The organism is Caulobacter sp. Root487D2Y, assembly GCF_001427165.1.
GTDB lineage: Bacteria > Pseudomonadota > Alphaproteobacteria > Caulobacterales > Caulobacteraceae > Caulobacter.
On record NZ_LMFD01000012.1, the window covers coordinates 231,527 to 258,086 of the forward strand.

Annotated in this window: 19 protein-coding genes; 9 read left to right on the forward strand and 10 right to left on the reverse strand. The window is 68.1% G+C overall.

Annotated elements, in window-relative coordinates; translation table 11 throughout:
• Positions 1-35: 35 nt before the first annotated feature.
• A complete protein-coding gene (gene parE / locus ASD38_RS18370) occupies positions 36-2,147 on the forward strand; it encodes a DNA topoisomerase IV subunit B (RefSeq protein ID WP_056462221.1) in 2,112 nt (703 codons plus the stop codon).
• A gap of 850 nt (positions 2,148-2,997) precedes the next feature.
• Here parE and ASD38_RS24020 read toward each other — a convergent pair.
• Positions 2,998-3,867 carry a hypothetical protein gene (locus ASD38_RS24020; protein WP_156390773.1) on the reverse strand — a complete coding sequence of 290 codons (870 nt, stop codon included), beginning with the start codon at positions 3,865-3,867 and terminating at the stop codon, positions 2,998-3,000.
• A gap of 303 nt (positions 3,868-4,170) precedes the next feature.
• On the opposite strand from ASD38_RS24020, the gene ASD38_RS18380 reads away from it, so the two are divergent.
• A complete protein-coding gene (locus ASD38_RS18380) occupies positions 4,171-6,513 on the forward strand; it encodes a DEAD/DEAH box helicase (RefSeq protein WP_056462226.1) in 2,343 nt (780 codons plus the stop codon).
• Between the two features lie 157 nt (positions 6,514-6,670).
• Here ASD38_RS18380 and ASD38_RS18385 read toward each other — a convergent pair whose 3' ends face one another.
• A complete protein-coding gene (locus ASD38_RS18385; protein WP_056446554.1) occupies positions 6,671-7,849 on the reverse strand; it encodes an NAD(P)/FAD-dependent oxidoreductase in 1,179 nt (392 codons plus the stop codon).
• A 101-nt stretch (positions 7,850-7,950) separates the two neighbouring features.
• Between ASD38_RS18385 and ASD38_RS18390 the strand changes: the two genes are divergently transcribed.
• Together ASD38_RS18390 and ASD38_RS25165 are read left to right on the forward strand one after the other, a co-directional pair.
• Positions 7,951-8,199, forward strand: coding sequence for a hypothetical protein (locus ASD38_RS18390; RefSeq protein ID WP_056462229.1), 249 nt, complete (start codon positions 7,951-7,953; stop codon positions 8,197-8,199).
• A gap of 62 nt (positions 8,200-8,261) precedes the next feature.
• Complete coding sequence (locus ASD38_RS25165; protein ID WP_442857059.1) at positions 8,262-8,480, forward strand: type II toxin-antitoxin system RelE/ParE family toxin; 219 nt, start codon at positions 8,262-8,264, stop codon at positions 8,478-8,480.
• Here the strand turns inward: ASD38_RS25165 and ASD38_RS18395 are convergent.
• Together ASD38_RS18395 and ASD38_RS18400 are read right to left on the reverse strand one after the other, a co-directional pair.
• The gene (locus tag ASD38_RS18395; protein ID WP_056462232.1) at positions 8,477-10,300 is read right to left on the reverse strand and encodes a methyl-accepting chemotaxis protein; all 1,824 of its coding nucleotides are present in this window, start codon (positions 10,298-10,300) and stop codon (positions 8,477-8,479) included. The two genes, ASD38_RS25165 and ASD38_RS18395, sit on opposite strands and share 4 nt — an antisense overlap.
• Before the next feature lie 88 nt (positions 10,301-10,388).
• Positions 10,389-11,195 (reverse strand): alpha/beta hydrolase, encoded by an 807-nt coding sequence (locus ASD38_RS18400; RefSeq protein ID WP_056462235.1) that lies wholly within the window; start codon positions 11,193-11,195, stop codon positions 10,389-10,391.
• Positions 11,196-11,316: 121 nt separating this feature from the next.
• Between ASD38_RS18400 and ASD38_RS18405 the strand changes: the two genes are divergently transcribed.
• Positions 11,317-12,651: an Hsp70 family protein gene (locus tag ASD38_RS18405; RefSeq protein ID WP_056462239.1), complete on the forward strand. Its 1,335-nt coding sequence runs from the start codon at positions 11,317-11,319 to the stop codon at positions 12,649-12,651.
• 5 nt (positions 12,652-12,656) lie between these two features.
• Here the strand turns inward: ASD38_RS18405 and ASD38_RS18410 are convergent, their stop codons facing one another.
• Positions 12,657-13,133: a GlcG/HbpS family heme-binding protein gene (locus tag ASD38_RS18410; RefSeq protein WP_056462242.1), complete on the reverse strand. Its 477-nt coding sequence runs from the start codon at positions 13,131-13,133 to the stop codon at positions 12,657-12,659.
• A gap of 154 nt (positions 13,134-13,287) precedes the next feature.
• The gene (gene ppdK / locus ASD38_RS18415; RefSeq protein WP_056462245.1) at positions 13,288-15,975 is read right to left on the reverse strand and encodes a pyruvate, phosphate dikinase; all 2,688 of its coding nucleotides are present in this window, start codon (positions 15,973-15,975) and stop codon (positions 13,288-13,290) included.
• A 424-nt stretch (positions 15,976-16,399) separates the two neighbouring features.
• Between ppdK and ASD38_RS18420 the strand changes: the two genes are divergently transcribed.
• Together ASD38_RS18420 and ASD38_RS18425 are read left to right on the forward strand one after the other, a co-directional pair.
• Positions 16,400-18,043, forward strand: coding sequence for a flavin-containing monooxygenase (locus ASD38_RS18420; RefSeq protein WP_082560810.1), 1,644 nt, complete (start codon positions 16,400-16,402; stop codon positions 18,041-18,043).
• Between the two features lie 90 nt (positions 18,044-18,133).
• The gene (locus ASD38_RS18425) at positions 18,134-20,110 is read left to right on the forward strand and encodes an ATP-binding protein (RefSeq protein ID WP_056462248.1); all 1,977 of its coding nucleotides are present in this window, start codon (positions 18,134-18,136) and stop codon (positions 20,108-20,110) included.
• A gap of 52 nt (positions 20,111-20,162) precedes the next feature.
• Here the strand turns inward: ASD38_RS18425 and glyS are convergent, their stop codons facing one another.
• The 4 genes from glyS to ASD38_RS18445 form a co-directional block, all read right to left on the reverse strand.
• On the reverse strand, positions 20,163-22,457 hold the full coding sequence (gene glyS / locus ASD38_RS18430) for a glycine--tRNA ligase subunit beta (protein ID WP_056446533.1): 2,295 nt from the start codon (positions 22,455-22,457) through the stop codon (positions 20,163-20,165).
• 5 nt (positions 22,458-22,462) lie between these two features.
• The gene (locus tag ASD38_RS18435) at positions 22,463-23,362 is read right to left on the reverse strand and encodes a glycine--tRNA ligase subunit alpha (RefSeq protein ID WP_056446530.1); all 900 of its coding nucleotides are present in this window, start codon (positions 23,360-23,362) and stop codon (positions 22,463-22,465) included.
• A gap of 97 nt (positions 23,363-23,459) precedes the next feature.
• A complete protein-coding gene (locus ASD38_RS18440) occupies positions 23,460-23,846 on the reverse strand; it encodes a hypothetical protein (protein WP_056462250.1) in 387 nt (128 codons plus the stop codon).
• Positions 23,847-23,931: 85 nt separating this feature from the next.
• Positions 23,932-24,282 (reverse strand): DMT family protein, encoded by a 351-nt coding sequence (locus ASD38_RS18445; protein WP_056462253.1) that lies wholly within the window; start codon positions 24,280-24,282, stop codon positions 23,932-23,934.
• Positions 24,283-24,605: 323 nt separating this feature from the next.
• On the opposite strand from ASD38_RS18445, the gene ASD38_RS18450 reads away from it, so the two are divergent.
• Complete coding sequence (locus ASD38_RS18450; protein ID WP_007665036.1) at positions 24,606-24,944, forward strand: P-II family nitrogen regulator; 339 nt, start codon at positions 24,606-24,608, stop codon at positions 24,942-24,944.
• A gap of 28 nt (positions 24,945-24,972) precedes the next feature.
• Positions 24,973-26,508, forward strand: coding sequence for an ammonium transporter (locus ASD38_RS18455; protein ID WP_056462256.1), 1,536 nt, complete (start codon positions 24,973-24,975; stop codon positions 26,506-26,508).
• The last annotated feature ends 52 nt before the right edge of the window (positions 26,509-26,560 follow it).

The window sequence follows — 26,560 nt, forward strand, 5'->3', positions numbered from 1 at the left end:
GGGGCGCTCCCGCCGAATCGACGCATGTTCCCGTAATGTCCTCCAAAGACGCTCCCGCTTCCTTCTCGTTGTTCGACGACGACGCCCTGGCTCCGGTCCCGGCCTCGCCGTTCCCTGCCCGCGAGCCGCATCCTCAGCCCGCGCCGCGCCCCGCCGCGCCGCCGCCGCCCTCGGCCGCGCCCTCGTCCGCGCCCTCGTCCGGAGCGCCGTCGTCCGGCGGGTACGACGCCAGCTCGATCGAAGTGCTGGAAGGCCTGGAGCCCGTGCGCATGCGTCCGGGCATGTACATCGGCGGCACCGACGAGCGGGCCCTGCACCACCTGTTCGCCGAAGTGCTGGACAACTCGATGGACGAGGCCGTGGCCGGCTTCGCCAAGACCATCGAGGTCAAGCTCGACGCCGACGGCTATCTGTCGGTCCGCGACGACGGGCGCGGCATGCCGGTCGACGAGCACCCCAAGCATCCGGGCAAGTCGGCCCTGGAAGTGATCATGACCGTCCTGCACGCGGGCGGTAAGTTCAGCGGCAAGGCCTACGAGACCTCGGGCGGCCTGCACGGGGTCGGCGCCAGCGTGGTCAACGCCCTGTCCGAACTGGTCGAGGTCACCGTCTGGCGCGACGGCTTCGAGCACCGCCAGAGCTTCGCGCGCGGCAAGCCGCTGGGGCCGGTCGAGAAGATCCAGCCCAGCAAGAAGCGCGGCACCCAGGTGCGCTTCAAGCCCGACGACCAGATCTTCGGCGAGGGCTGCGGCTTCAAGCCGGCCCGCCTGTACCGCATGGCCCGCTCCAAGGCCTATCTGTTCCGCGGCGTGCAGATCAAATGGTCCTGCGATCCCTCGCGAATCCAGGACCAGACCCCGCCCGAGGCCACCTTCCACTTCCCCAACGGCCTGGCCGACTTCCTGGCCGAGCGCACCAAGGGGCTGGAGCTGGTCACCCCCGACAGCTTCTCGGGCCGCATCGAGCGCCAGGGCGAGGCCGGCGCGGTCGAGTGGGCCATCGCCTGGACCCCGCGCGGCTTCGGCGAGCACGACGGCTTCATGCAGTCGTACTGCAACACCGTGCCGACCCCCGAGGGCGGCACCCACGAAAGCGGCCTGCGCGCCGCCCTGACCCGGGGCCTGAAGGCCTACGCCGAACTGAAGAACGAGAAGCGCGCGGCGATCATCACCGCCGACGACGTGATCGCCCAGGCCGGCGCCCTGATCTCGGTGTTCATCAAGAACCCGGAATTCCAGGGCCAGACCAAGGAAAAGCTGTCCTCGAGCGAGGCGCAGCGCTTCGTCGAGAACGCCCTGCGCGACCCGTTCGACCACTGGCTGACCGGTTCGCCCAAGGCCGCCCAGGCCCTGCTGGAGTTCGTCATCGAGCGCGCCGAGGAACGCCTCAAGCGCCGCAAGGACAAGGAAGTCCAGCGCGCCTCGGCGACCCGCAAACTGCGCCTGCCGGGCAAGCTGGCCGACTGCGCGGCTGGGGCCGTGGACGGCGCCGAACTGTTCATCGTCGAAGGCGACTCGGCCGGCGGCTCGGCCAAGCAGGCCCGCAACCGCAAGAACCAGGCGATCCTGCCCCTGCGCGGCAAGATCCTCAACGTGGCCTCGGCCAGCGGCGAGAAGTTCACGGCCAACAAGGAGCTCAGCGACCTGATGCTGGCCCTCGGGGCCCAGGGCGGCAATCGGTACAAGGAAGAGGATCTGCGCTACGAGCGGATCATCATCATGACCGACGCCGACGTCGACGGCGCCCACATCGCGTCCCTGCTGATCACCTTCTTCTACCGGACCATGCCGGACCTGATCCGCCAGGGTCACCTGTTCCTGGCCCTGCCGCCGCTGTACCGCATCAGCCACGGCGGCAAGAGCGCCTACGCCCGCGACGACGAGCACAAGGACGAGCTGCTGGCCACGATGTTCAAGGGCAAGAAGCCCGAGATCGGCCGCTTCAAGGGCCTGGGCGAGATGATGGCCTCCCAGCTGAAGGAGACCACCATGGACCCCTCGGTGCGCACCCTGGCCAAGATCACCCTCCCCCGGTCCGAGGAAGCGGTCGAGGCCCTGGTCGAGACCCTGATGGGCCGCAAGCCCGAGCTGCGCTTCCGGTTCATCCAGGAGAACGCCGAGTTCGCGGCGGACGACCTGGATCTGTAGGTCGCCGCGGCAAGACTCCCTCCGACCCGCGGCGGACACAGCTTCTCGACCTCGAGCTTTCGCGACGAGTGGTTGAGGAGGACGCGGAGCGGCCGGGCCGAGCCCGGATGACCGTGATTGTGTAAGTGCGTTTCGGCTAGACCAGTCCGCTCCGCGAAACCGTTCTTCTCAAGGGACGGCGATTGAGGGCTTGTTTCATCCCGATCGACGTTTCCCCTCGGGCGGGCAGGATCAAAGTCGCCCGGAAGGGGCCGTCGGCGACTCCGACTGATCCTGGAACAGGCCGGTTTGAACTCCCAGCCCCGTCATCCCGCCCGTCCCGCCACCGTCCCCGCCGAGCCTTGGAGCCTTCTGAGCCCCGCCGCCAAACGCGATCCGGTCGCCAAGGCCAGGCGGCCCCGCTCGGTTCCATCTCCATCGCCTGCTCGGGCCGGTACCAAGAGCCCTCCCCGTGATGGAGACGGGATTATTGTGCAACTGGTTTGAGGTCCGAGGACTTGTGACGCTGATTATTTTTCAGAGCGTTGAAAGGGTTGGGGTTCTTCGCGGCATTGGCGGGGATTGGCGCGGCTCGATCCCCTGAAATAGCCCTCTCCCATGGGGAGAGGGAGGGGCCCAAGCGAAGCTTGGGAGGGTGAGGGGGTAAGACGTCGGACGGTGCGCCGGCAGAGCGCCCGCGCGAAACCGGACAGGGTGTAACCTCTCACCCTCCCACCGCCTACGGCGGCGGGTCCCTCCCTCTCTCTAAGAGAGAGGGTTCAAGGAAAGCGAGGCCGCATCCGGGACGGATGCAGGCTTGCGCCAAGCGGACCTTCCGAAGTTCCGAGATGGGTGGGAAGCTGCCGTCCGCCTAGTAAGTCCCTAGCGCGGTATTCAGCTGTTCAGCGCTTGAGATACCGTGATCAACGGCGATGAAGGCAATTAGCGAAACAGGCTTACCTGCGCGAGCAGCAGCCGCGATCTTGTGATGTCCATCCAAGATATAGTGCGCCATGCACCAGTGATCTGCGCCGCCATCCGCAGGCCCCTTAACGTCTAGAACAGAGATCGCCACAGCCGTCGGCTGTCGATCGCTCTCCAAGACTGAAAGGTAGTGTTCAACGCGACCATCATTCAACCAGGTCTCGGGGAACATCGGGATCAAGAAGTCGAATATCTTTGCGCCATCGCCACTTGGAATTTCGCCTTCGAGTCGCTCTACCGGGCGGTAATACGGCACCTTGGGATGGTGTGGCAGCCCCCAGAAGCCATCTACACCGCCTTGGTTCTCCACCTGCTCAACGGCGAAATAGTCCCCACTGCTGCCAGGGGTGACGAGCTGAGGAGTGAAGCTAAATAAACAAACCTCATATCGCGACACTGGCATTAGCTCAGCCAGAGTTTTGATTAAGGCGTCGTCTAGATCATTCACTCCTTTCGACAAGTTTTCGACAAGGCTTTCAACGGACACCGCCCGATTTGCCCCGTCCATTCTTTCGAACAAGAAGGCGCAGGTTCCACAGATATTTCCGAGGTTGTAAGCGCTCTTTCCGTCAATGGTGAGGTAGCGATCCCACTCCGCCCATGCGCCGCCACCGACGCGTTGAAAGGCGACGATTGAGTTGGAAGACGAGACTTCTAACGGAACGCGCTTGAGGGCTTGCGACATAAGGGAAGTTAGATCGGTGAGATGACCACGCCAAGGTCCGCTCAGGGTCGAAAACAGAAATTGGCTTGCCACTCATAACCGGACCTCCCGCGAGCTCTCACGCTTGCCACACCGACATGGTCGTCCGCCTCATCCACGCGGCCTTTTCGCCGCATCGCAGCAATCTTTCCCCAGCCCCCTTGCTTTCCGAAGCGTTTTGCCTTCCTTAGGCCGCCCATCAGACCCCTTTCGCCCCGCCCTTATCGGCATCCGGACGAAAACGGTCTATTCTCTGAAGATATTGACCAAGAACACGGTCCGTTTGGGGGTCGTATTTGGTCGTGGTGCGGGCCGCACGTGTGTGTGTGCCGTCCGCTTGAACCGAATTGGACCTATATGCCCTTCCCCGCCTCCCACCCCGCTCTTGAGCGGGCTCTTGCCGCTCAAGGTTATTCCGAGCCCACCCCCGTCCAGGCCGCCGTGCTGGAAGCCGACGCCGAGGGCCGCGACCTCTTGGTCAGCGCCCAGACCGGCTCGGGCAAGACCGTGGCCTTCGGCCTGGCCGCCGCCACCACCCTGCTCGGCGACGCCGAGAAGTTCTCCAAGGCCGGCGCCCCGATGTGCCTGGTCATCGCCCCGACCCGCGAACTGGCCATCCAGGTCAATCGCGAGCTGACGTGGCTGTACGCCGACGCCGGCGCCGTGGTCGTCAACTGCGTGGGCGGCATGGACGCTCGCCGCGAGCAGCGCGCGCTGAACTACGGCGCCCACATCGTGGTCGGCACCCCCGGCCGTCTGCGCGACCACATCGAGCGCGGCCACCTGGACCTGTCGGAGCTGAAGGTCGCCGTCCTCGACGAGGCCGACGAGATGCTCGACATGGGTTTCCGCGAGGACCTCGAATTCATTCTCGACGCCGCGCCCAAGGAACGCCGCACCCTGCTGTTCTCGGCCACCCTGGCGCGCGAGATCGTGCAGCTGGCCAAGAGCTACCAGAACGACGCCCTGCGCATCGACACCCTGGGCCGCAACGAGCCGCACCGCGACATCGAGTATCGCGCCGTTCGCGTGGCGCCCAACGAGACCGAGCACGCGATCGTCAACCTGCTGCGCTATTTCGAAAGCCCCGGCGCCCTGGTGTTCTGCAACACCCGCGAAAGCGTCCGCGCCCTGCACAGCAAGCTGCGCGAGCGCGGCTTCGCCGTGGTCGGCCTTTCGGGCGAACTGAGCCAACGTGAACGCGCCGACGCCCTGCAGGCCCTGCGCGACGGCCATGCCCGCGTCTGCGTCGCCACCGACGTCGCCGCCCGCGGTCTTGACCTGCCCGACCTGGGCCTGGTCATCCACGCCGAGCTGCCGGTCAACAAGGCCACCCTGCTGCACCGTTCGGGCCGCACCGGCCGGGCCGGCAAGAAGGGCGTCAGCGCCCTGGTCGTCCCCTACACCCGCCGCCGCAAGGCCGAGCAGCTGCTGATGGCCGCCGGCGTCGAAGGCCAGTGGGGCGGCGCCCCGACCGCCGACGAAATCCGCGTCAAGGACACCGAGCGCCTGCTCGACGACCCGATCTTCAACGAAGCCGTGGTCGAGGAAGACACCGCCCTGGCCGAAGCCATGCTGGCCAAGCGCACGCCGCTGGAGATCGCCGCCGCCCTGATCCGCACCCGCCGCGCCAAGCTGCCGGCCCCGGAAGAGATCTACGACGACCCGCGCCACGGCGCTGACCCGGGCCCGCGCGTGCGCGGGGAGCGTTCCAATGACGCCGGCGACCGCTTCGCTGATCGCGGGGCCCGCGACTTTGGGGACCGTCCGGAACGCGAGCCGCGCGCCGACATGAGCAACTCGGCCTGGTTCCGTCTCAACACCGGCCGTCGCAACAACGCCGACCCCAAGTGGCTGATCCCCCTGATCTGCCGCCTGGGCCACATCACCAAGAAGGACATCGGCTCGATCCGGATCTTCGACTACGACACCAAGTTCGAGATCTCGGCCGAGGCGGAAGTGAAGTTCGGGGCGGCGGTGCAGGCCACCGTGCGCGACGACGTGACCATCACCCCGACCACGGCCCCGGCCGCCCGGGACGCTTCGGGTCCGCGCAAGGAATACGCCCCGCGCCCGCCCCGTGACGACAACGACGCACCGCGCCGCGAATACACGCCCCGTCCGCCCCGCGACGACGCCGGTCCCCGCGGCCCGCGCGCCAACGCCCCGGGGTCGCGCGACAGCAGCCCGCGTCCGTCCAGCTACGGCGCCGACGGCGTCAGCAACGCCAAGCCCTACGCCCGTGGCGAGGAACCCAAGCGCGACTACAAGCCGCGAGACCGCGACGAGGGTCCCAAGCGCGATTTCAAGCCGCGTCCGCCCCGTGACGACGCCCCGCGCGACTTCAAGCCCCGCGCCCCGCGCGACGAGGCCCCCAAGGCCTATTCGCCGCTGAACGAAGGCCCGGCCCCGCGCCGCGCCCCTCGCGAAGCCCGCGAGAGCGTGCCCTACGACCCGGACCACAAGCCGGCCAAGGCTCCGTACGTCGCCCGTCCCCGCGACGGCGCGCCGAGCAGCAAGCCCTACGCCGGCAAGCCGCGCGCCGACGGTCCCGCCACGCCGTTCAAGGGCCCCAAGCCGTTCAAGGCCCCCAAGGCCTTCAAGAGCGGGGGTTCGTTCGGCGACAAGCCGGCGTTCGGCGGTCCCAAGCCCGCCTTCGGCAAGAAGCCGGGCGGCAAGACGCCGTACAAGAAGAAGTAGTTTGAGCCAGGCCCTCCCCCTGTGGGGGAGGTGTCGTCCCGGTTTCGGGACGACGGAGGGGGGAGTATCACGGCCTCGACCGCATGCCGGATCGACCAGCCTATAGCTCCCCCCACCGATCGCTTCGCGATCGCCTCCCCCACGGGGGGAGGAATTTCTAAACCGCCTGCCCGGCGCACCAGCCCGACGCCCAGGCCCACTGGAAGTTATACCCGCCCAGCCAGCCGGTGACGTCCACGACCTCGCCGATGAAATACAGGCCCGGCGCCGCCTTGGCCTCCATGGTCCGCGAGTCCAGGCCGTCGGTGTCGACCCCGCCCAGGGTCACCTCGGCCGTTCGATAGCCCTCCGAACCCACCGGCTTGAACGTCCAGGCGTTGACCGTCGCGGCCACGCCGCGCAGCAGCACGTCGGAGCAGTCGGCCATGTTGCCGTAGGCCCCCGCGTCCTCGGCGATCAACTGGGCCAGGCGCTTGGGCAGCATCTCGCCCAGCACGGTGGACAACGCTCGCTTGGGCGTGGCCGTCCGCGCGGTGCGCAGGACCTGGAAGACGTCGACGCCCGGGGCCATGTCGACGCTGATCTCACCGCCCTCGCGCCAGTAGGACGAGATCTGCAGGATCGACGGGCCCGACAGGCCGCGGTGGGTGAACAACATGGCCTCGGCGAACTTGGTCTTGCCGCTGGCGACCACCGCGTCCAGGGCCACGCCCGACAACGGCGCCAGACGCTCCAGGGTCTTCACCTCGAAGGTCAGGGGCACCAGGGCCGGGCGGGTCTCGACGATGCTCAGCCCGAACTGCTGGGCGATCTCGTAGCCCAGGCCCGTCGCGCCCATCTTCGGAATGGACTTGCCGCCGGTAGCGACCACGACCGAGCGGCAGGTCACCGGGCCGTTCGAGAAGCTGACCCGCCAGCCCTCCCCATCCCTGGCCACGTCCTTGACCTCGGTCTCTAAGCGCAGCTTCACGCCCGCCCGGTCCATCTCGGTCAGCAGCATCTCGATGACCTGCTTGGCCGAGCCGTCGCAGAACAGTTGGCCCAGCGTCTTCTCGTGGAAGGCGATGCCGTAGCGTTGGACCAGGGCGATGAAGTCGCTCGGCCGATAGCGGCGCAGGGCCGAGACGCAGAACTTCGGATTGGCCGACAGGAAGTTGGCCGGCGCGGTGTTGACGTTGGTGAAGTTGCAGCGCCCGCCGCCGCTGATGCGGATCTTCTCGCCGGGGGCCTTGGCGTGGTCGACGATCAGCACCGAGCGGCCGCGCTTGCCCGCCTCGATGGCGCACATCATGCCGGCCGCGCCGGCGCCCAGCACCACGACGTCGAAGTCTTCCAAGGCTCAAGCCCTCTCTATTGAGGGGCGTATCGACAGGAGGCGGGCCGGGAAGTCAATGCGGCGGCGTTGACGGCTAAGGGCCATCGAGTGATCCTGCCGCCATGGCCGACGGCGCAGACATCCATCTCGATCCCGAACGAGCTGCTCGGCTCAGGGCGGCGGCGGAGGCTGCGGGCGTATCTCTGGAGGCCTACGCGCTGCAGGCGCTTGATCAGGCGCTGGATGACGATTGGTCCGAGGCCATCGCGGCGTTGGAAGACCATGACCGCACCGGCGTATCCTACGCCGCCGAGGACGCCGTCGCTGAATTCCGCGCGAACGTCGAAGCCGGACTGGCCAAGCGCAAATGAGCCGCGAGGTCCGGCTGACGGCCCGGGCCAAGCATGACCTTTCGCGTCTTTAAGCCTTCCTGATCGAGAAAAGTCCTGACGCGGCGCGGCGAGCCGTCAATGCGATCGTCGCCGGTATCCTGTCGCTTGGTGATCACGCAGACCGTGGCCACGTAGGACCGCGACCCGACCTACGTCAGATTCCCGTGGCCTTCGGGAATTCCGGCTACGTGATCCAATATCGTGTTTTGAACGAGACGGTCGTTATCGCTCGGATCAAGCACGCCTTGGAACGCCGCTAGCCCGCCCGCCGCATCGGCGCGGCGCCGGCCTGGCCGCCGCTGACCTGAAAGCGGCGCATCATCTGCACCAGGCCGCCGATCTCGGTCTTGAGGGCATGGCTGACGGCGGTGGCCTGTTCGATCATGGCGGCGTTCTGCTGGACGCCCTGGTCCATCTGGTTGACGGCGGCGTTGACCTCGTTGAGGCCGGTGGCCTGCTCGCCGGCCGAGGCGGCCAGCTCCTTCACCAGGGCGTCGATCTCGCCCACCTTGAACACGATGCCTTCGAGGGCCTCGCCGGTCTGGCCGACCAGCTTGACGCCCTGCCCGACTTGGCTGGCCGAGGTCGAGATCAGGGTCTTGATCTCCTTGGCCGCTTCGGCCGAGCGCTGGGCCAGGGCCCGGACCTCCTGGGCGACCACCGCGAAGCCGCGGCCCGCGTCGCCCGCCCTGGCGGCTTCGACCCCGGCGTTCAGGGCCAGCAAGTTGGTCTGGAAGGCGATCTCGTCGATCACCCCGATGATCTGGCCGATCTGCTGGGAGGACTGCTCGATGCCGGTCATCGCCGCGACGGCGTCGCGGACGACCTCGCCCGAGCGTTCGGCGTCCTCGCGGGTCGAGCCGACCACGCGGGCGGCGTCGTTGGCCCCCTGCGAGGCGCGACGGACGGTGGCGGTGATCTCGTCCAGCGCCGCGGCGGTCTCTTCCAGGCCGGCGGCCTGCTGCTCGCTGCGGCGGGCGGTGTTGTCGGCGGCGGCGGTGATCTCGTCGGAACTGCGGCCGATGCCGCCGACCGCGGCCAGGACCTGGCCCATCGCCTGGTCCAGGTGCTCCATGGCGCCGTTGAAATCGGTGCGCAGCTGGCCGTAGCCCTCGGGGAACGGGTCAACGACGCGCACGGTCAGGTCGCCGCGCGACAACCGGGCCAGGCCGGCCGCGATGCGCTCCATGACGAAGGCCTGGTCCTGGGCCGCGCCCTGGCTGGCCGCTTCGTTACGGCGCCGCTCGGCCTCGCTGGCGGCGCTGATCCGCTGCTGTTCGGCTTCCGACGTCCGCAGGGCCGCGGCGTTGTCCTTGAACACCTGGACGGCGCGGGCCATCAGGCCCACCTCGTCCTTCCGGCCGGTGGCGGCGACGGTCACGTCCAGCTCGCCCTGAGCCAGGGTGGTCATGGTGTTGGACAGCGAAGCGATCGGACGGGAGATCTTGGTCGCGCCGATCCACAGCGCGAAGCCCATGCCGGTGATCGCGGCGACCAGGCCCAGCAGCATGGTCAGCAACGCGCCCTGATTGGCCTTCTTGTTGGCGCCGGCCACCAGGGCGTCGGTTTCAGCGTGGTAGCCGTCGCCCCAGGCCTTGGCGTCCTTGGACAGGCTCTCGATGGCCGGATCCAGGGCCGAAAGGCGCGTGATGGCACCGGTGTCATCATTGGCCAGCCCGAGGTCGGCGGCGGCGCGTCCATCGGCGTAGAGGGCGTCGATGCGCTGGCGGAAACCGTCGGCGGTCGGGGCGATGGACGGATCGGCCTTGACCATCTTGTCCAGGCTGTCCTTGCCCTCGGCATAGACCTTGTCGAGCTCCTTGGAGGCCGACTGGGCCGCTTCGGACGCGCCCTCGTAGGTCACCGCACGGTGGGCAGCGTGGCCCATCATGCTCAGGCGACGGCTGAAGCGGGCCGACTGCACCTCGGCCGGCGAGCGCTGCTCGACGAGGATCCGGGTGGCGTCCTGCAGGCTCTTCTGCTGCCAGACCCCCATGCCCGTGCACCCCAGGACGGCGACGGCCAGGATCGCGGCGGGGAGCAAAACTTTGGTCGAAATCTTGAGGTCGTCGAGACCCATGGCTTCCCCCGTGGGGCCTTGAACGCTGAACAAGCGCGGCCGGTATCGTGTTTCGGAGGATGTTTTGCCCGCCCCGGTGAAAGAGCGGTTAACGTTGAGGAAACAGCCAAGCTAGCCCGGCCCGGGCGGACGGATCGTAAATCGTCGCGTGATGCTCCTGGGGCATCGGATCGTAGCGCCAGACCAGCCCCCTGGACGGTTTGGTTCGCAGCGCCGTGACGACGCGGTCCACGCCCTCCTGCATCGTGGTTCCCTCGTCCCCGATCGACAGGTAGAGCCGACGCCCGACGAACTTCCCCTTGGCCAACAATGAGGACGCCTCGCGCGACAGGCTCTGATCGTCCCACCACAGGCTGGGGCTGGCGGCGAGATAGGCGTCGAAGGCCCGGGGTTCGCGCAGGAAGGTCTCGACCACGAACAGGCCGGCCAGGGACTCGCCGATCAGCCCGCCGCGGCCGCTCGTGCGGTAGCGCGCCCCCACCCAGGGCCGGAGTTCGTCGACGAGGAAGCGGCGATACGTCGCGGAGCCGCCGGAGGTCGGCAGCAGCTCCCGATCCTTGGCGAAGGTCGCCGGGTGGGTCAGGTCGTGCTTGCGGTCGACGCCCTCGATCCCGACGACGATCATCGGCGCCGCCAGGCCGGCCGAGACCGCCTCGGCGACGATGTCGGTGATCTTGGGGAAGTCCTCCTGAACCGCGCCGCCATCCAGCAGATAGAGCACCGGATAGCGCCGCTTCGACCCCGCATAGCCCGGCGGCAGGGCGATATTGATCCGGCGCTGCCCGCCCAGCACCCGGCTGTCGACCATGAAGGTCCCGTCCGGGGTCACGGCGCGCGCCGCCACGGGAACGAGGGTCGCGGCGCCGGTGGCGGCGAGGAATCGTCTGCGATGCATGCCCAAGGCTCAACCATGAGACGCCGATCGCCAAGAGTCGTTCGCGGAAAGCGCCGCCCCGCGCTTGACGCCAGCGCCTGGGGGGTTAGGAACCCTGCCCTCCTCCCGCCCAGGCGCTCCCATGACGTCCGTTCCCCAAGCGACGATCGGCATCGATTTCGGCACGACCAACACCGTCGTCTCGATGACCCATGGCGACGGCCCCGCCACGCTGGTGAGGTTCCCCACCGCCGACGGCGACATCTTCGCCTTCCGCTCGGCCCTGAGCTTCCACGCGATCATGGGCGTGGGCGGCCGCGCCAACGAACTGGTGACCGAGGCCGGCCCCTGGGCGATCGAGGCCTATGTCGAGGATCCGCTGGAGACCCGCTTCATCCAGTCGTTCAAGACCTTCGCCGCCAGCGCGGCCTTCACCGAGACCAAGATCCTCAACAAGCGCTACCTGTTCGAGGACCTGCTGTCGGACTTCCTGCTGAAGCTGAAGGGTCACGGCGGCGCGGCCATGGAGACCCTGCCGGCCCGGGTCATCGTCGGGCGGCCCGTGACCTTCGCCGGCGGCAATCCCGACGAGGCCCTGGCCCTGGCGCGCTACGAGGCCGGCTTCAGGCGCCTGGGCTTCACCGACATCCGCTACGCCTACGAACCGGTCGGGGCGGCGTTCTTCTTCGCCCGCCAGCTGAAGCAGGACGCCACCGTGCTGGTCGCTGACTTCGGCGGTGGCACCAGCGACTTCTCGATCGTGCGGTTCGAGCGCGCCCCTTCCGAGAATGGGGACGGCAAGCTGCGGTCCACCGCCCTGGCCCGTTCCGGCGTCGGCCTGGCCGGCGACGCCTTCGACTATCGGATCATCGACCAGTTGGTCTCGCCCGAACTGGGCAAGGGCAGCCTGTACCGCGCCTTCGACAACCGGCTGCCGATCCCCCAGCGCTATTACACCGCCTTCGCCCGCTGGGATCAGCTGGCCCTGCTGCGGGCCTCCAAGGACATGCGCGACATCCGCGCCCTGGAGCGCACGGCCATGGAGCCGGAGAAGATCCGCCGGCTGATCGAGGTGCTGGACGATAATCACGGCTACGCCCTCTACCGCGCGGTCTCGGCGCTGAAGGAGGCGCTGTCGAGCCAGGACGAGGCGACGTTCCGCTTCGAGGCCGGTTCGGTGCTGATCGAGAAGACCGTCCGTCGCGCCGACTTCGAGGGCTGGATCGCCCCGGAGCTGAAGGCCATCGAGACCGCCGTCGACCAGGCGCTGGAGCGCTCCGGCCTGGGCCCCGACGGCGTCGACCGGGTCTTCCTGACCGGCGGCAGCTCGTTCGTCCCGGCCGTGCGCGAGATCTTCCTGCGCCGCTTCGGGACCGACAAGATCGAGAGCGGCGGCGAGTTCGAATCCATCGCTTCCGGCCTGGCCCTGATCGGCCGCGAAGACGACCTGGACCTGTGGAGCGAGAAGGCGGGTTAAGCGTCCTACTTCACCCGATCGTCGAACTTGGCCAGGGCGGCGCGGGCGCAGGCGTCGGCGGTCTCGTGGCTGGTGTCGGCCACGGCCAGGCCGCCCACCAGCTTGCCGTCCATGTGCAGCGGCAGCGAGCCGCCGTGGGGGTTCAGGCGATCGGGCTCGGCCTTGATCAGGGCGGCGAAGGCCGGGTCGGTCTTCTCGCGCGGCTCCATCTGGCTGCCCGGCGCGTCGAACTGGACGGCGGTGGCGGCCTTGCGCGGGGCCGCGATGGGCGGCTTCGGACTGGCGGACGCGCGCAGCACGACCAGCGGATTGCCCTTGTCGTCGACCACGGCGACGCTGACCGGCGCGCCCCTGGCGGCGCAGGCGTCGACGGCGGCGCGGGCCAGGTCGATGGAGAGCGGCAGGTCCAGGGCGGGCGGGGTCTGGGCCAGGGCGGCCATCGGAACGACCGCCAAGGAAGCCGTCAGGATCAAGGTCCGCATCGTCTCTGTTCTCCGCTCATCCCGACGGAAGCCGGGACCCAAGCCGAGCCTGGAGTAACGCGGCGCGGTCGATCGGCCAAGACCGCTCGGCTCCCGGCCTTCGCCGAGATGAGCCGAAATGAAAAGGGGCTCGCGAACGAGCCCCTTTGAAGGATCAACCCCTGTTGGCCAGCGCCGCCTGCGCGGCGGCCAGGCGGGCGATCGGCACGCGGTAGGGCGAGCAGGACACGTAGTCCAGGCCGACCGTCTCGCAGAACGCGATCGAGGCGGGGTCGCCGCCATGCTCGCCGCAGATGCCCAGCTTGACGTCCGGACGAGCCGCGCGGCCCCGCTCGGCGGCGATGCGGATCAGGTCGCCGACGCCCTCCTGGTCGAGGCTGACGAAGGGGTCCTTGTCGAAGATGCCCTTGTCGATATAGGCGCCCAGGAACTTGCCGGCGTCGTCGCGGCTGATGCCGAAGGTGGTCTGGGTCAGGTCGTTGGTGCCGAAGCTGAAGAACTCGGCGTTGGCCGCCAGGTCGCCGGCCCGAAGGGCGGCGCGCGGCAGCTCGATCATGGTTCCGACCGTGTACTGAAGATCCACGCCCTGCTCCGCCAGCACCGCCTTGGCGGTGCGGTCGGTCAGGTCGCGCAGGTACTTCATCTCCTCGCCCTTGGCGACCAGCGGGTGCATGATTTCCGGGATCGGCGCGGCCTTGCCCGACTTGGCGATGTCGCAGGCGGCTTCGATGATCGCCCGGACCTGCATCTCGTAGATCTCGGGATACGACACACCCAGGCGGCAGCCGCGGTGGCCGAGCATGGGGTTGGTCTCGTGCAGCTCCTTGGCCCGGCGCATCAGCTTCTGGGCGTCCAGGCCGGTGGCCTTGGCCACCGCCGCGACGTCTTCCTCCGTATGCGGCAGGAATTCGTGCAACGGCGGGTCCAGCAGGCGGATCGTGACCGGCAGGCCTTCCATGATCGTGAACAGCTCGACGAAGTCGGCCTTCTGGAACGGCGCGATCTTGGCCAGGGCGGCGCGGCGGCCGGCCTCGTCGTCAGCCAGGATCATCTCGCGCACGGCGGCGATCCGGGTGTCGTCGAAGAACATGTGCTCGGTGCGGCACAGGCCGATGCCCTCGGCGCCGAAGCCGCGGGCGGTCTTGGCGTCCAGCGGGGTCTCGGCGTTGGCGCGGACCTTCATGCGGCGCGCCGCGTCGGCCCACTCCATCAGGGTGGCGAAGTCGCCGGTCAGCTCGGGCTCGATCATCTTGGGCGAGCCGACCAGGATCTCGCCAGTCGAGCCGTCGATGGTGATCGTTTCGCCGGCCTTGTAGTCGCGGCCGCGCACCCGGAACAGGCCTTCCTTGGGGAAGATGGCCACGTCGCCGGCGCCCGAGACGCAGGCCCGGCCCATGCCGCGCGCCACCACGGCGGCGTGGCTGGTCATGCCGCCCCGGGCGGTGATGATGCCCCGCGCGGCGTGCATGCCGTGGATGTCCTCGGGGCTGGTCTCCTCGCGCACCAGGATCACGGCCTCGCCGGCGGCGGCGGCCCTTTCGGCGGCGTCGCTGTCGAAGACGATCTTGCCGGTGGCCGCGCCGGGCGAGGCCGGCAGGCCCTTGGCGATCAGCTCGCGATGGGCGGTCGGGTCGATGGTCGGGTGCAGCAACTGGTCCAGCGAGGCCGGCTCGACGCGGCCGATGGCCTCGTCGCGGCTGATCACGCCCTCGGCGGCCATGTCGACGGCGATCTTCAGAGCGGCCTTGGCCGTGCGCTTACCGCTGCGGGTCTGCAGCATGTAGAGCTTGCCCTGCTCGACCGTGAACTCGATGTCCTGCATGTCGCGGTAGTGGCGCTCCAGCGTCTCGACCACGGTCTTGAACTGGCCGAACACCTCCGGCATCGCCTCCTCCATCGAGGGGGCCGTGTCGCCCATCTCCTCGCGGGCGGCCTTGGTCAGGGACTGCGGCGTGCGGATGCCGGCCACCACGTCCTCGCCCTGGGCGTTGATCAGGAACTCGCCGTACAGGCGGCCGTCGCCGTTCGAGGGGTTGCGGGTGAAGGCCACGCCGGTCGCCGAGGTCTCGCCCATGTTGCCGAACACCATCGACTGGATGTTGACGGCGGTGCCCCAGGCCTCGGGGATGTCGTGCATGCGGCGATAGAACTTGGCCCGGTCGTTCATCCAGCTGGCGAACACCGCGCCGATGGCGCCCCACAGCTGCTCCTGGGCGTCCTGCGGGAAGGGCTTGCCCAGGGCGTCGCGGACGGCGGCCTTGTAGTCCTTGATCACCGCGGCCCAGTCGTCGGCGGTCAGGGCCGTGTCGACGGTGACGTCCAGCCGGTCCTTATGGTCGTCGAGGATCTCCTCGAACATGTGGTGCTCCAGGTCGAGCACGACGTTCGAGTACATCTGGATGAAGCGGCGATAGCTGTCATAGGCGAAGCGGCGGTCGCCCGAGAGCACGGCCAGGCCTTCGACGGTCTCGTCGTTCAGGCCCAGGTTCAGCACGGTGTCCATCATGCCCGGCATCGAGGCCCGGGCGCCCGAGCGCACCGAGACCAGCAGCGGGTTGGCGACGTCGCCGAAGCTCTTGCCGGTCAGCTGCTCGACCGTGGCCAGGCCCGCATTGACCTGTTCGGCCAGCTCGGCCGGGTACTGCTTGCCGTTGGCGTAGTAGTGGACGCAGGCCTCGGTGGTGACCGTGAAGCCCGGCGGCACGGGCAGGCCCAGGGACGACATCTCGGCGAGATTGGCGCCCTTGCCGCCCAGCAGGTTCTTCATCTTGGCGTCGCCGTCGGCGCCGCCGCCCCCGAACGAATAGACCCACTGCGTCTTGGTCAGCGTATCAACCGGCATTTTCTTGTTCACCCTGCGATAGTGAAAAAGCCGGCGGTTCTCTGTCGGAACCGTCCTGGCCTGGGACATGGAGCGTAAACGCCCATCCCGCACTGCAATATCCGGGCGTTCAGTAGCACCTTGTCAAAGAAGCCGTCCACCGACGGTTTGCGGTTCGCAGTCTACAGCGAAATTTCGGCAAATTCTTCCAATGACAACGTTGTCCTGATTGAGATTTGCGCGAGCAGCGAGGGGACGAACACCCATCTGAGTCTCGGAATGGCGTTGGCGAGGGCTGACTCCAGCCCTCGCCCGCCGGCCGCTTCAAGACCGGCGCGGCGCTAATGACGCGCGAACCGTCCCCATTTACTGCCCCTAGGTCAGCCCTCATATCTTGAACGCGCCGGCCGCCCGCAGGGGCGAAAACAAGACCGGGGAGGACATCATGGCGCCAGCAGCGACCCATCCGGGGACGAGCGCGGCCGTTCGCGAGCCCCTTCACACGACGCCCGCCGCGCCGCTGGACGCGGTGGTGGTCGGGGCCGGCTTCGGCGGGCTCTACATGGTCCATCGGCTGCGCGAGGCCGGACTGACCGTCCAGGGGATCGAGGCCGCCGGCGACGTCGGCGGCACCTGGTGGTGGAACCGCTATCCCGGCGCCCGCTGCGACATCCCCAGCCTGCTCTATTCCTACACCTTCTCCGACGAGCTGCAGGCCGAGTGGCGGTGGAGCGAGAAGTACGCCACCCAGCCCGAGATCCTGGCCTACGCCCAGCACGTGGCCGATCGCTTCGATCTTCGGCCCCACTTCCTGTTCGAGACCCGCGTGACCTCGGCGGTCTTCGACGAGACCGCCAAGCTCTGGCGGGTGAAGACCGACCGGGGCGACGAGATCGCCGCGCGGTTCTGCGTGATGGCCACCGGCTGCCTGTCGGCGCCGCGCGACTTCGATCTGCCGGGCGCGGACACGTTCGAGGGCGAGACCTACGTCACCGGCCTGTGGCCGCACGATCCGATCGACTTCACGGGCAAGCGGGTGGCGGTGATCGGCACCGGCTCGTCGGCGGTCCAGTCGACGCCGCTGATCGCCGAGCAGGCCGACCAGGTCTACGTGTTCCAGCGCACGCCCAACTACAGCCTGCCGGCCCTGAACGCCCCGTTGAGCGACGAGGAGGTGGCCGGGTTCCGCGCCAACTTCCCGGCCTATGTCGAGCTGCTGCGCAGCGGCCAGCCGCCCCTGCCCATCCCGCCCGCCGACTATGTGCCGTCCGACGAGGAGCTGAACGCCCTGGTCGAGCAGCTGTGGAACGGCTGGGGCCTGATCTCGGCCGTGCAGATCCCCAACATCGTGCGCGACGAACGCTGCAACCAGGCGGCCGGCGACTTCGTCCGCGCCAAGATCGCGCGGATCGTCAAGGACCCGGCCCTGGCCGAGAAGCTGACCCCGCGCAGCTTCCCGATCATGACCAAGCGGGCCTGCGTCGACACCGGCTGGTACGAGACCTTCAACCGCGACAACGTCGAGCTGGTCGACCTGCGCGAGACCCCGATCACGGCGATCACGCCGACCGGCGTGCGCACCACCGAGCGGGACTATCCGGTCGACGTGATCGTCAGCGCCCTGGGCTTCGACGCCATGACCGGCGCCCTGCTGCGCATGGACATCCGCGGCCGGGGCGGCCTGAGCCTGAAGGACGCCTGGGCCGAGGGTCCCAAGACCTATCTGGGCCTGGCGGTGGCGGGCTTCCCCAACCTGTTCACCGTCACCGGCCCGGGCAGCCCGTCGGTGCTGACCAACGTGCTGACCGCGGCCGAGCAGCATGTCGACTGGATCATGGACGCCATCGCCCACGTGCGGACCACCAACGCCGCGACGCTGGAAGCGACCACCGACGCCCAGGAAGACTGGGTCGCCCACGTCAACGAAGAGGCCGACAAGACCCTCTTCCCCCGCGCGGCCTCCTGGTACATGGGCGCCAACATCCCGGGAAAGCCCCGGGTGTTCATGCCGTATGTCGGCGAGGGTTATAAGCTGCACTGCGACGCGGTGGCGGCGGAGGGGTATGCGGGGTTCGCGCTGGGGTCCTGATCGGCGCCGAGCCGGACATATCGTCGCATAACGCCCATGTTGTCTGTCCGGAAAGGCAGTCGGGCCGTAGCTGCTTGTCCATATTCGTGCATGAGCCGTTCCACGATGATCGATGATCCGGCCCCGCCCATGGCCCTCCACACCTTGATGCGCGAAGCCTTCGACACCGCGTCCGAAGGCTTGGCCGTGTTCGACCCGGCGGATCGATGCGTGGCCTGGAACCAGCGCTATGCCGAGCTCTGGGCGCGGTGGGGCGTCGAGGTTGTCGAGGACATGACGTTCGAGGCCCTGCTGCGGGCCGGGCTGGCGGCCGGGCGCTATCCGAACGCGGGCGCGCGTCCGGAGGCCTGGCTGGCCGAACAGATCCATCGCCGCGCGACCTTGGAGCATGTACGCGAAGAGCGGGTGGAGCATGGTGAGCGCCTGCGCTTCGCCACGCGCCGCACGGTGTCGGGCGGCCGGGTCACCAGCTGCGTCAGCCTCGAGCCGGCCAGCGCGTCGGAACGCTCGGCGCCGCCCCAGACCTTCCTGGACACCGTGATCGAGAACGTCCCGGCCATGCTGTTCGTCAAGGACGGCGAGACCGGCAAGTTCCTGCTGGTCAATCGGACCGCCGAGGAGGTTCTGGGCGCGCCGCGCGAGGCGCTTCTGGGCCGCTCGGACTACGATTTCTTTCCCGCCGACCAGGCCGACTTCTTCGTCGCCCATGACCGCGAGGTGCTGGCGAGCGGCGAACTGCGGACGATCCCCGAAGAGCCGCTCGACACCCCGCACAACGGCCGGCGCTGGCTGCAGACCCGCAAAATCGCAATTTCCGGCGAGGATGGCCGCCGCCATCTGCTGGCGATCTGCGAAGACATCACCGAGCGCAAGCTGAGCGCGGCCGCCCTGGACGCGGCCCTGCAGCGGGCCGAAGCGGCCAGTGTCGCCAAGAGCGAGTTCCTGGCCAATATGAGCCACGAGATCCGCACGCCGCTGAACGGGGTGATCGGCATGGCCGAGGTGCTCAGCCGCAGCAGCCTCACCCCGCGGCAGCGCGAGATGATGTCGGTCATCCTCAGTTCGGGCCGGACCCTGAACCTTCTGCTCAGCGACATCCTCGACCTGTCGAAGATCGAGTCCGGCGCGCTGGAGCTGGTCGTGGAGCCGATGAACCTGCGCGAGGCGGTGACGGCCGCGGCGGCGGTTTTCGAGGCGGTCGCCCGCGACAAGGACCTCGGCTTCCAGCTGGGCTTCGCCGACGGCTTCCACGACCAGGTGGTGGGCGACGCCCTGCGCATCCGCCAGATCGTCGCCAACCTGACCAGCAACGCCGTCAAGTTCACCAACGCCGGCGGCGTGCATATCCACGCCACGACGACCGCCGCGCCCGGCGGCGGCGTGGCGCTGAGCGTCTCGGTCCAGGACAGCGGCGAGGGTTTCGATCCGGCCAGCAGCGATCAGTTGTTCGAACGCTTCCAGCAGGCCGACGGCTCGGTGACCCGCCAGGCCGGCGGCTCGGGCCTGGGCCTGTCGATCGCCCGGCGCCTGGCGCGGCTGATGAACGGCGACATCGCCTGCGCGGCCCAACCCGGGCACGGAGCCACCTTCACCTTCCAGGCGATCCTGGGCGCCTGCGAAGGCGACGAGGCCTGCGCCTGCAAGCCGAATCCGGAACCGACCGCGGCCCAGCCGCAGATCGAGCGCCGCCTGCGGGTCCTGCTGGCCGAGGACCATCCGACCAATCAGAAGGTCGTCGATCTGATGCTGGGCGACGCCGCGGACCTGACCATCGCCGCCGACGGCCAGGCGGCCCTGACCGCCTTCGCCGAGCAGCCGTTCGACCTGATCCTGATGGACACGCAGATGCCGGTGATGGACGGCTTGGCCGCCACCGCCGCGATCCGCGCCCGCGAACGCGACCAGGGACTGGCGCGCACGCCGATCATCTCCCTGACCGCCAACGCCATGCCCCATCAGGTCCAGGCCTGCCTAGCGTCCGGCGCCGACCTGCATCTGGCCAAGCCGATCAGCATCCACAGCCTGTTCGCGGCGATCAACCAGGCGCTGGAACTGGTCGAGGCTTAGGAGACAGCACGAAAACACCCTCTCCCAGAGGGAGAGGGTGAAGGAAGCGCCCCTACCCGCCGACCAGCGAGAAGTCGGCCACTTGACCCATCGCGTCCCGGACGGCGGCCAGGGTTTTCAGGCGGTTGTCGCGCTCAGCGGCGACCTCGGAGTTGACGAACACGCCGTCCAGGAAGGCGTCGACCGGGCCGCGCAGGCCGGCCAGTTCCTGCATGGCGGCGGTGAAGTCCTCGGCTTCCAGGGCGGACGCCAGCGGCTTTTCGATCATCCGCAGGGCGTCGTGCAGCTGCACTTCCGGGGCCGAGGCGTCGGGCAGGATCTCGCGACCGCCCTCGGCTTTCCAGCCCTTCTTCTCCTCGGCCTTGAGGATGTTGGAGGCGCGCTTGTAGCCGGCCAGCAGGTTCTTGCCGTCGTCGGTCTTCAGGAACCCGTCCAGCGCCTCGACCCGGGCGACGATGCGCACCAGGTCGTCGTCGCCGAGCGCGAACACGGCGTCGACGAGGTCCGAACGTTTGCCCTGATCTTTGAGTGTCACTTTCAAGCGATCAACGAAGAAGTCGAGAACACTTTTAGAGAGCCAAACGCTCGCTTGCCAAAGCACACCTGATTGGCGGCTGAGGAAGGATTCAATTGCTTCAGACACCGACGCGGGGGCCGCGACTGCAACCTTTTCAGGCTCAACATCCCCGAGCAATTTGAAGACGGAAGAGAAATCGCGACGATTGGCGCGAGCCATCGCCTTGATGTCTTCATGAAGCGAGGCTGCGGCCTCAAGGTCATCAAACTTCGCGAACATCTCGGCACGAAGTTTTTCGATTTCAGTCGTGATTTGCCATTCGTGCCACGGGAATAAGAGGTCGGATGTCACACCGCCACGGACGTTATTTTCCAGCAGTATCCGGATAACCCCCAACGCCGCCCGACGCAGCGCGAACGGGTCCTTCGAGCCCGTCGGCTTCTCATCAATCGCGAAGAAGCCCACCAGCGTGTCCAGCTTGTCCGCCAGAGCCACCGCCACGCTCAGCGGCGCGGTCGGAACGCTGTCGCCGGGGCCTTGCGGCTTGTAGTGGTCGCGGATGGCGTCGGCGATCTCGGGGTCCATCCCGGCGGCGCGGGCGTAATAGCCGCCCATCAGGCCCTGCAGTTCGGGGAACTCGCCGACCATCTGCGAGGCCAGGTCCGCCTTGGCCAGACGCGCGGCTTCGGCCGCCTTGTCCGGATCGGCGCCGACCAGCGGCGCGATTTCGCGAGCCAGGGCGACGATGCGCTCGACACGTTCGGCCATGGTCCCGAGCTTGGCGTGGAAGGTCACGCCGTTCAGCTTCTCCAGCCACGGCTCGAAGCCGACCTTGACGTCCTCGTCCCAGAAGAACCGGGCGTCGGACAGGCGCGAGCTCAGCACCTTGGCGTTGCCCTGCGCGATCACCTTGCCGCCGTCGGCCGACTGGACGTTGGCGATCGTGATGAAGTGCGGGGCCAGGCCCTCCCCGTCCGGCTTGCGCACGGCGAAGTACTTCTGGTGGGTGCGCATCGAGGTGCGGATCACCTCGCCCGGCAGGTCCAGGAACGCCGGGTCCATGTCGCCCAGCACCGGGGTCGGCCATTCGGCCAGGCCGGCGACCTCCTCGAGCAGGCCGAGGTCCTCGACCAGCTCCAGATTGCGGGCGAAGCACAGGGTCTTGCAGCCCTCCAGGATACGCGCCTTGCGCTCCTCGACGTCCAGCACGACGAAGTGGTCCAGCAGGCCCTTGCTGTACTCGTCGAAGTCGCGAACCTTGAACGGCTGGCCGCCCCAGCCGTGGCCGAGGCGCATGAAGCGGTGGCCCTCGGTGACGTCGCCGCTCTCGATGCCCTCGATGGCGAACGGCACGACCTCGCGGTCGAACACGCAGAGAATGCGCTTCAGCGGCCGCACCCAGCGCAGCTTGCTCGTGCCCCAGGTCATCGACTTGGGCCAGGCGAAGCCGCGCACGATCGCCTCGACCATCTCGGCGACGATCTCGGTGGTCGGGCGGCCGGTCTTCTCGATGAAGGCCATCCAGACGCCGTCGCGCTCGACCAGCTGGTCCTGGGTCAGGCCCGCCTTGCGCAGGAAGCCTTCCATGGCCTGGGGCGGGGCGCCGACGCGCGGGCCCTTCAGCTCTTCCTTGCGGTCGGCCTGGGCGATCGGCAGGCCCTCGACCACCAGGGTCAGGCGGCGCGGACCGGCGAAGGTCTTCAAGGCCTCGGGCAGGAAGCCGGCGGCGGCCAGGTGTTCGCGCGCCATGCGCTCCAGGTCGCGCGCGGCGCCGGCCTGCATGCGGGCGGGGATCTCTTCGGAGAACAGTTCGAGAAGGAGTTGAGGCATCGACTCTACGCGGCTTCCTGCTGCTCGACCCAGGCGCTGGCGCACAGCTTGCAGAGGTCGCGGATGCGGCCGATGTAGCTGGCGCGCTCGGCGACGGCGATCGCGCCGCGGGCGTTCATCAGGTTGAAAAGGTGGCTGGCCTTGAGGACCATGTCGTAGGCGGGCAGCACCAGGGACTTGCCCTGGTACGAGCGGGCCAGCATCAGCGGCACCTGGCGCTCCATGTCCTCGAACTGGCCCTTCAGCACGGCTACGTCGTAGCCGTGGAAATTGGCTTCCGAGTGCTGGCGTTCGTTCTCGAGGAACACGTCGCCATAGGTCAGATGGCCCAGCGGCGCGTCCGGATCGTTGAACGGCAGGTCGAACACGTTGTCGACGCCGAACACGTACATGGCCAGGCGCTCCAGGCCGTAGGTCAGCTCGCCGGCCACCGGCGAGACGTCCAGGCCGCCCACCTGCTGGAAGTAGGTGTACTGGCTGACCTCCATGCCGTCGCACCAGACTTCCCAGCCCAGGCCCCAGGCGCCGACGGTGGGGTTTTCCCAGTCGTCCTCGACGAAGCGGATGTCGTGGGTGCGCAGGTCCAGGCCGATGGCCTCCAGCGAACCCAGATACAGGTCCTGCATGTTCGGCGGGTTCGGCTTCAGGATCACCTGGTACTGGTAGTAGTGCTGCAGGCGGTTGGGGTTCTCGCCATAGCGGCCGTCGCCCGGACGGCGCGAGGGCTGCACATAGGCCGCGTTCCAGGGCTTGGGACCCAGGGCGCGCAGCACCGTGGCCGGGTGCAGGGTCCCCGCCCCCACCTCGACGTCGTGCGGCTGCAGGATCACGCAGCCCTGGGCGCTCCAATAGTCATGGAGCGTCAGGATCAGGCTTTGAAACGACTTGGGTTTTGGGGCGGGCATCAGGGTCCGAACAGGGCCAGAAAAAAGTCGGCGGACCATAGGGCCCGCCGACTGACGCTTCAAGCTTAGTTGGGACCTCGCGGACCGCTGGAAAGGCTTAGTTGCCCTTGGCGGCGGTGCGCTTGCCGGCGTTCGACATCGGGGCGCCGTAGAGCTTGCGGTTTTCCGGGGTGTCGGCGATCGGCGGATTGGAGACGACGTTGGGGTCGCCGGCCTTCAAGGTCGACTGCTGCTCGGCGGGCATCGACGAGACGCGGCCGGCGGTGTCGGTCGCCGCGCCGGTCGGGGCCGGCATGGTGGTCGCGGCCGTCGGGTCGGCCGGCGCCGTGGCGGCGGTCGCCGGGTCCGCGGGCATGGTCTGGTCGGCCGGGGCCGCGGCGGTCGGGTCCGGGTTCACGGGAGCGCCGGGAGCCGTCGACTGGGCCATGGCCGCGCCGGACATCAGCGCCAGGACGGCGGCGGCGGTAGCGATACGCACAAACATGGGGCTCATCCTTCTGGGAAGAAACGCAGCCACATCAGCGTTCAGACCTGGAGTCCGTTGCGCGGATCACGGGTTCGTGAACGCCTTACTTGGAGAACATCACGATCGCCACGCCCACGAAGATGACGCCGAACCCGATCAGGGTCGTCCAGCGGATCGTCTCGCCCAGGAAGAAAACCGAAAACAGCGTGAAGACGATCAGGGTGATCGCTTCCTGGCCCGTCTTCAGCTGGGCGGTCGAATAGACGCCGTGTCCCAGGCGGTTGGCGGGCACGGCCAGCAAATATTCCGGCAAGGCGATCAGCCAGCTGGTGAAGATGGCCACCAGCATCGTCGTCGAGCGATTCTTCAGGTGGCCGTACCAGGCGAAGGTCATGAAGACGTTCGAGGCGATCAGCAGGCCCCAGGGCGCGATCTTGATCCAGACGGAAGGCATGGGCGGCGGAGACTCCAGATCGCGGCGCGTGAGCCGATGATTGTATGCGGTTCGCGATAGGCCGGGCCAGCCCGCCTCTTCGAACCGCGAAACGCCGCCTTTCCGAGCGCGCCCGGTCGTTGACGCCCAAAATTTAGGCGCCGCGCCCCTTTCGTTTCCAAATCCCTACCGCGCGACAGCCATGTCCGAAGCGCGACCGATAGCGTGAACAGCGCCGGGGAAACGATGCGGGCCCATGGGTCCGCGTCGCGGTGCGAGTGAGCAACGCGCTCTAAAACCAATTCAAGGGGAGCCCGCGCAGTCAGCGGGTCGGAGCAAGGCGGATGAAACTGATCATAGCGATCGTCAAACCCTTCAAGCTCGACGAGGTCCGCGAGGCGCTCGTCGCCGCGGGGGTCGAAGGCCTGACGGTGTCCGAGGTCAAGGGCTACGGCCGTCAGAAGGGCCAGACCGAAATCTATCGCGGCGCGGAATACCAAGTGAATTTCGTGCCGAAGGTGAAGCTGGAAGCCGTGGTCGACGATGCGTCGGCCGCCAAGGCCGTCGAGGCGGTCAAGGCCGCCGCCGCCACGGGCAAGATCGGCGACGGCAAGATCTTCGTCCTCAATGTCGAGGAAGCCGTTCGCATCCGGACCGGCGAAACCGGCCCGGCCGCTCTGTAATTCGTCGGGGAATAAGGGGATACCAACGATGAAACTGCACTTTAAACCGCTGGCCGGGCTGATGCTCGCGGCGACTCTGGCGGGGGCTCCGCTGGGCGCCGTCGCCTTCGCTCAGGACACGGCCGCGCCGGCCGCCGCCGCGCCCGCCGAGGCCGCGCCGGCTCCCGCCGCTCCGGTCGCCGCCGCCCCGGCTCCCGCCGAGGCCGCTCCCACCGCCATCGTCGACAAGAACGACAAGGGCGACAACGCCTGGATGCTCACCTCGACCGTCCTGGTCCTGCTGATGATCCTGCCGGGCCTGGCCCTGTTCTACGGCGGCCTGGTCCGTTCCAAGAACATGCTGTCGGTGATGATGCAGGTCTCGACCGTGGCCATCATCGGCTTCGTCGCCTGGGTGCTGTGGGGCTACAGCCTCGCCTTCACCGACGGCGGCAGCTGGGACTTGTTCGTCGGCGGACTCAGCCGGCTGTTCCTCAAGGGCGTGACCCCGGCCAGCAACGTCGCGACGTTCTCGACCGGCGTGGTGATCCCGGAACTGACCTTCATCTCGTTCCAGGCGACCTTCGCGGCCATCACCGCCGCCCTGGTCATCGGTTCGCTGGTCGAGCGCATGAAGTTCGCCGCCATTGTCGCCTTCGCCGTCCTGTGGCCCCTGTTGTCCTACTATCCGCTCGCCCACATGGTCTGGTGGTGGCCCGGTCCCGACGCCATCGCTCTGGCCCCGACCGCCGCGATCAAGGCCGGTCAAATCTGGACCTGGGGCGGCCTGGACTTCGCCGGCGGCACCGTGGTGCACATCAACGCCGGCGTCGCCGCCCTGGTCGGCGCCCTGATCCTGGGCAAGCGCCAAGGCTACGGCAAGGAGCCGATGCCGCCGCACTCGCTGACCCTGACCCTGGTGGGCGCCGGTCTGCTGTGGGTGGGCTGGTTCGGCTTCAACGCCGGCTCCAACCTGGAATCCAACGGCTACGCCTCGCTGGCGATGATCAACACCTTCGTCGCCACCGCCGCCGCCGGCCTGTCCTGGGTCCTCGTCGAGTGGGTCACCAAGAAGAAGCCGTCGGCCCTGGGCCTGGCTTCGGGCGTGGTCGCCGGCCTGGTGGCCGTCACCCCCGCCGCCGGTTTCGCCGGCCCGATGGGCGCGGTGATCCTGGGTCTGGTCGTCTCGCCGGTCTGCATCTTCTTCTGCTCGGTCGTGAAGAACGCGCTGAAGTACGATGACAGCCTGGACGCCTTCGGCATCCACGGCATCGGCGGCATCGTCGGCGCCCTGGCCACCGGCCTGCTGGTCAACCCCGCCTGGGGCGGCGCCGGCATCGTCGACTACACCACCTGCGCCAAGGACGGCGACATCTCGACCTGCGACGCGCTGGCCACCTACACGCCGATCGGCCAGTTGATCATCCAGGCCAAGGGCGTCTGCCTGACCATCGCGTGGTCGGCCATCGCCTCGATCATCGTCTTCTTCGTGATCAAGCTGGTCATCGGTCTCCGCGCCACGCCGGACGCCGAGGAAGAAGGTCTGGACATCTCCGAACACGGCGAACGCGCCTACCACAGCTAAGGCTGGGGAAGGCACGGTCCAAGGTTCGGATCGGGAGGGCGCGGAAGCTTCG

Excerpts from the sequence above, each read along its gene's own strand:
- parE (WP_056462221.1), top strand. The coding sequence starts at position 36 with ATGTCCTCCAAAGACGCTCCCGCTTCCTTCTCGTTGTTCGACGACGAC.
- ASD38_RS18380 (WP_056462226.1), top strand. The coding sequence starts at position 4,171 with ATGCCCTTCCCCGCCTCCCACCCCGCTCTTGAGCGGGCTCTTGCCGCT.
- ASD38_RS18390 (WP_056462229.1), top strand. The coding sequence starts at position 7,951 with ATGGCCGACGGCGCAGACATCCATCTCGATCCCGAACGAGCTGCTCGG.
- ASD38_RS18395 (WP_056462232.1), bottom strand. The coding sequence starts at position 10,300 with ATGGGTCTCGACGACCTCAAGATTTCGACCAAAGTTTTGCTCCCCGCC.
- ASD38_RS18400 (WP_056462235.1), bottom strand. The coding sequence starts at position 11,195 with ATGCATCGCAGACGATTCCTCGCCGCCACCGGCGCCGCGACCCTCGTT.
- ASD38_RS18405 (WP_056462239.1), top strand. The coding sequence starts at position 11,317 with ATGACGTCCGTTCCCCAAGCGACGATCGGCATCGATTTCGGCACGACC.
- ASD38_RS18410 (WP_056462242.1), bottom strand. The coding sequence starts at position 13,133 with ATGCGGACCTTGATCCTGACGGCTTCCTTGGCGGTCGTTCCGATGGCC.
- ppdK (WP_056462245.1), bottom strand. The coding sequence starts at position 15,975 with ATGCCGGTTGATACGCTGACCAAGACGCAGTGGGTCTATTCGTTCGGG.
- ASD38_RS18420 (WP_082560810.1), top strand. The coding sequence starts at position 16,400 with ATGGCGCCAGCAGCGACCCATCCGGGGACGAGCGCGGCCGTTCGCGAG.
- ASD38_RS18425 (WP_056462248.1), top strand. The coding sequence starts at position 18,134 with ATGAGCCGTTCCACGATGATCGATGATCCGGCCCCGCCCATGGCCCTC.
- glyS (WP_056446533.1), bottom strand. The coding sequence starts at position 22,457 with ATGCCTCAACTCCTTCTCGAACTGTTCTCCGAAGAGATCCCCGCCCGC.
- ASD38_RS18435 (WP_056446530.1), bottom strand. The coding sequence starts at position 23,362 with ATGCCCGCCCCAAAACCCAAGTCGTTTCAAAGCCTGATCCTGACGCTC.
- ASD38_RS18440 (WP_056462250.1), bottom strand. The coding sequence starts at position 23,846 with ATGTTTGTGCGTATCGCTACCGCCGCCGCCGTCCTGGCGCTGATGTCC.
- ASD38_RS18445 (WP_056462253.1), bottom strand. The coding sequence starts at position 24,282 with ATGCCTTCCGTCTGGATCAAGATCGCGCCCTGGGGCCTGCTGATCGCC.
- ASD38_RS18450 (WP_007665036.1), top strand. The coding sequence starts at position 24,606 with ATGAAACTGATCATAGCGATCGTCAAACCCTTCAAGCTCGACGAGGTC.
- ASD38_RS18455 (WP_056462256.1), top strand. The coding sequence starts at position 24,973 with ATGAAACTGCACTTTAAACCGCTGGCCGGGCTGATGCTCGCGGCGACT.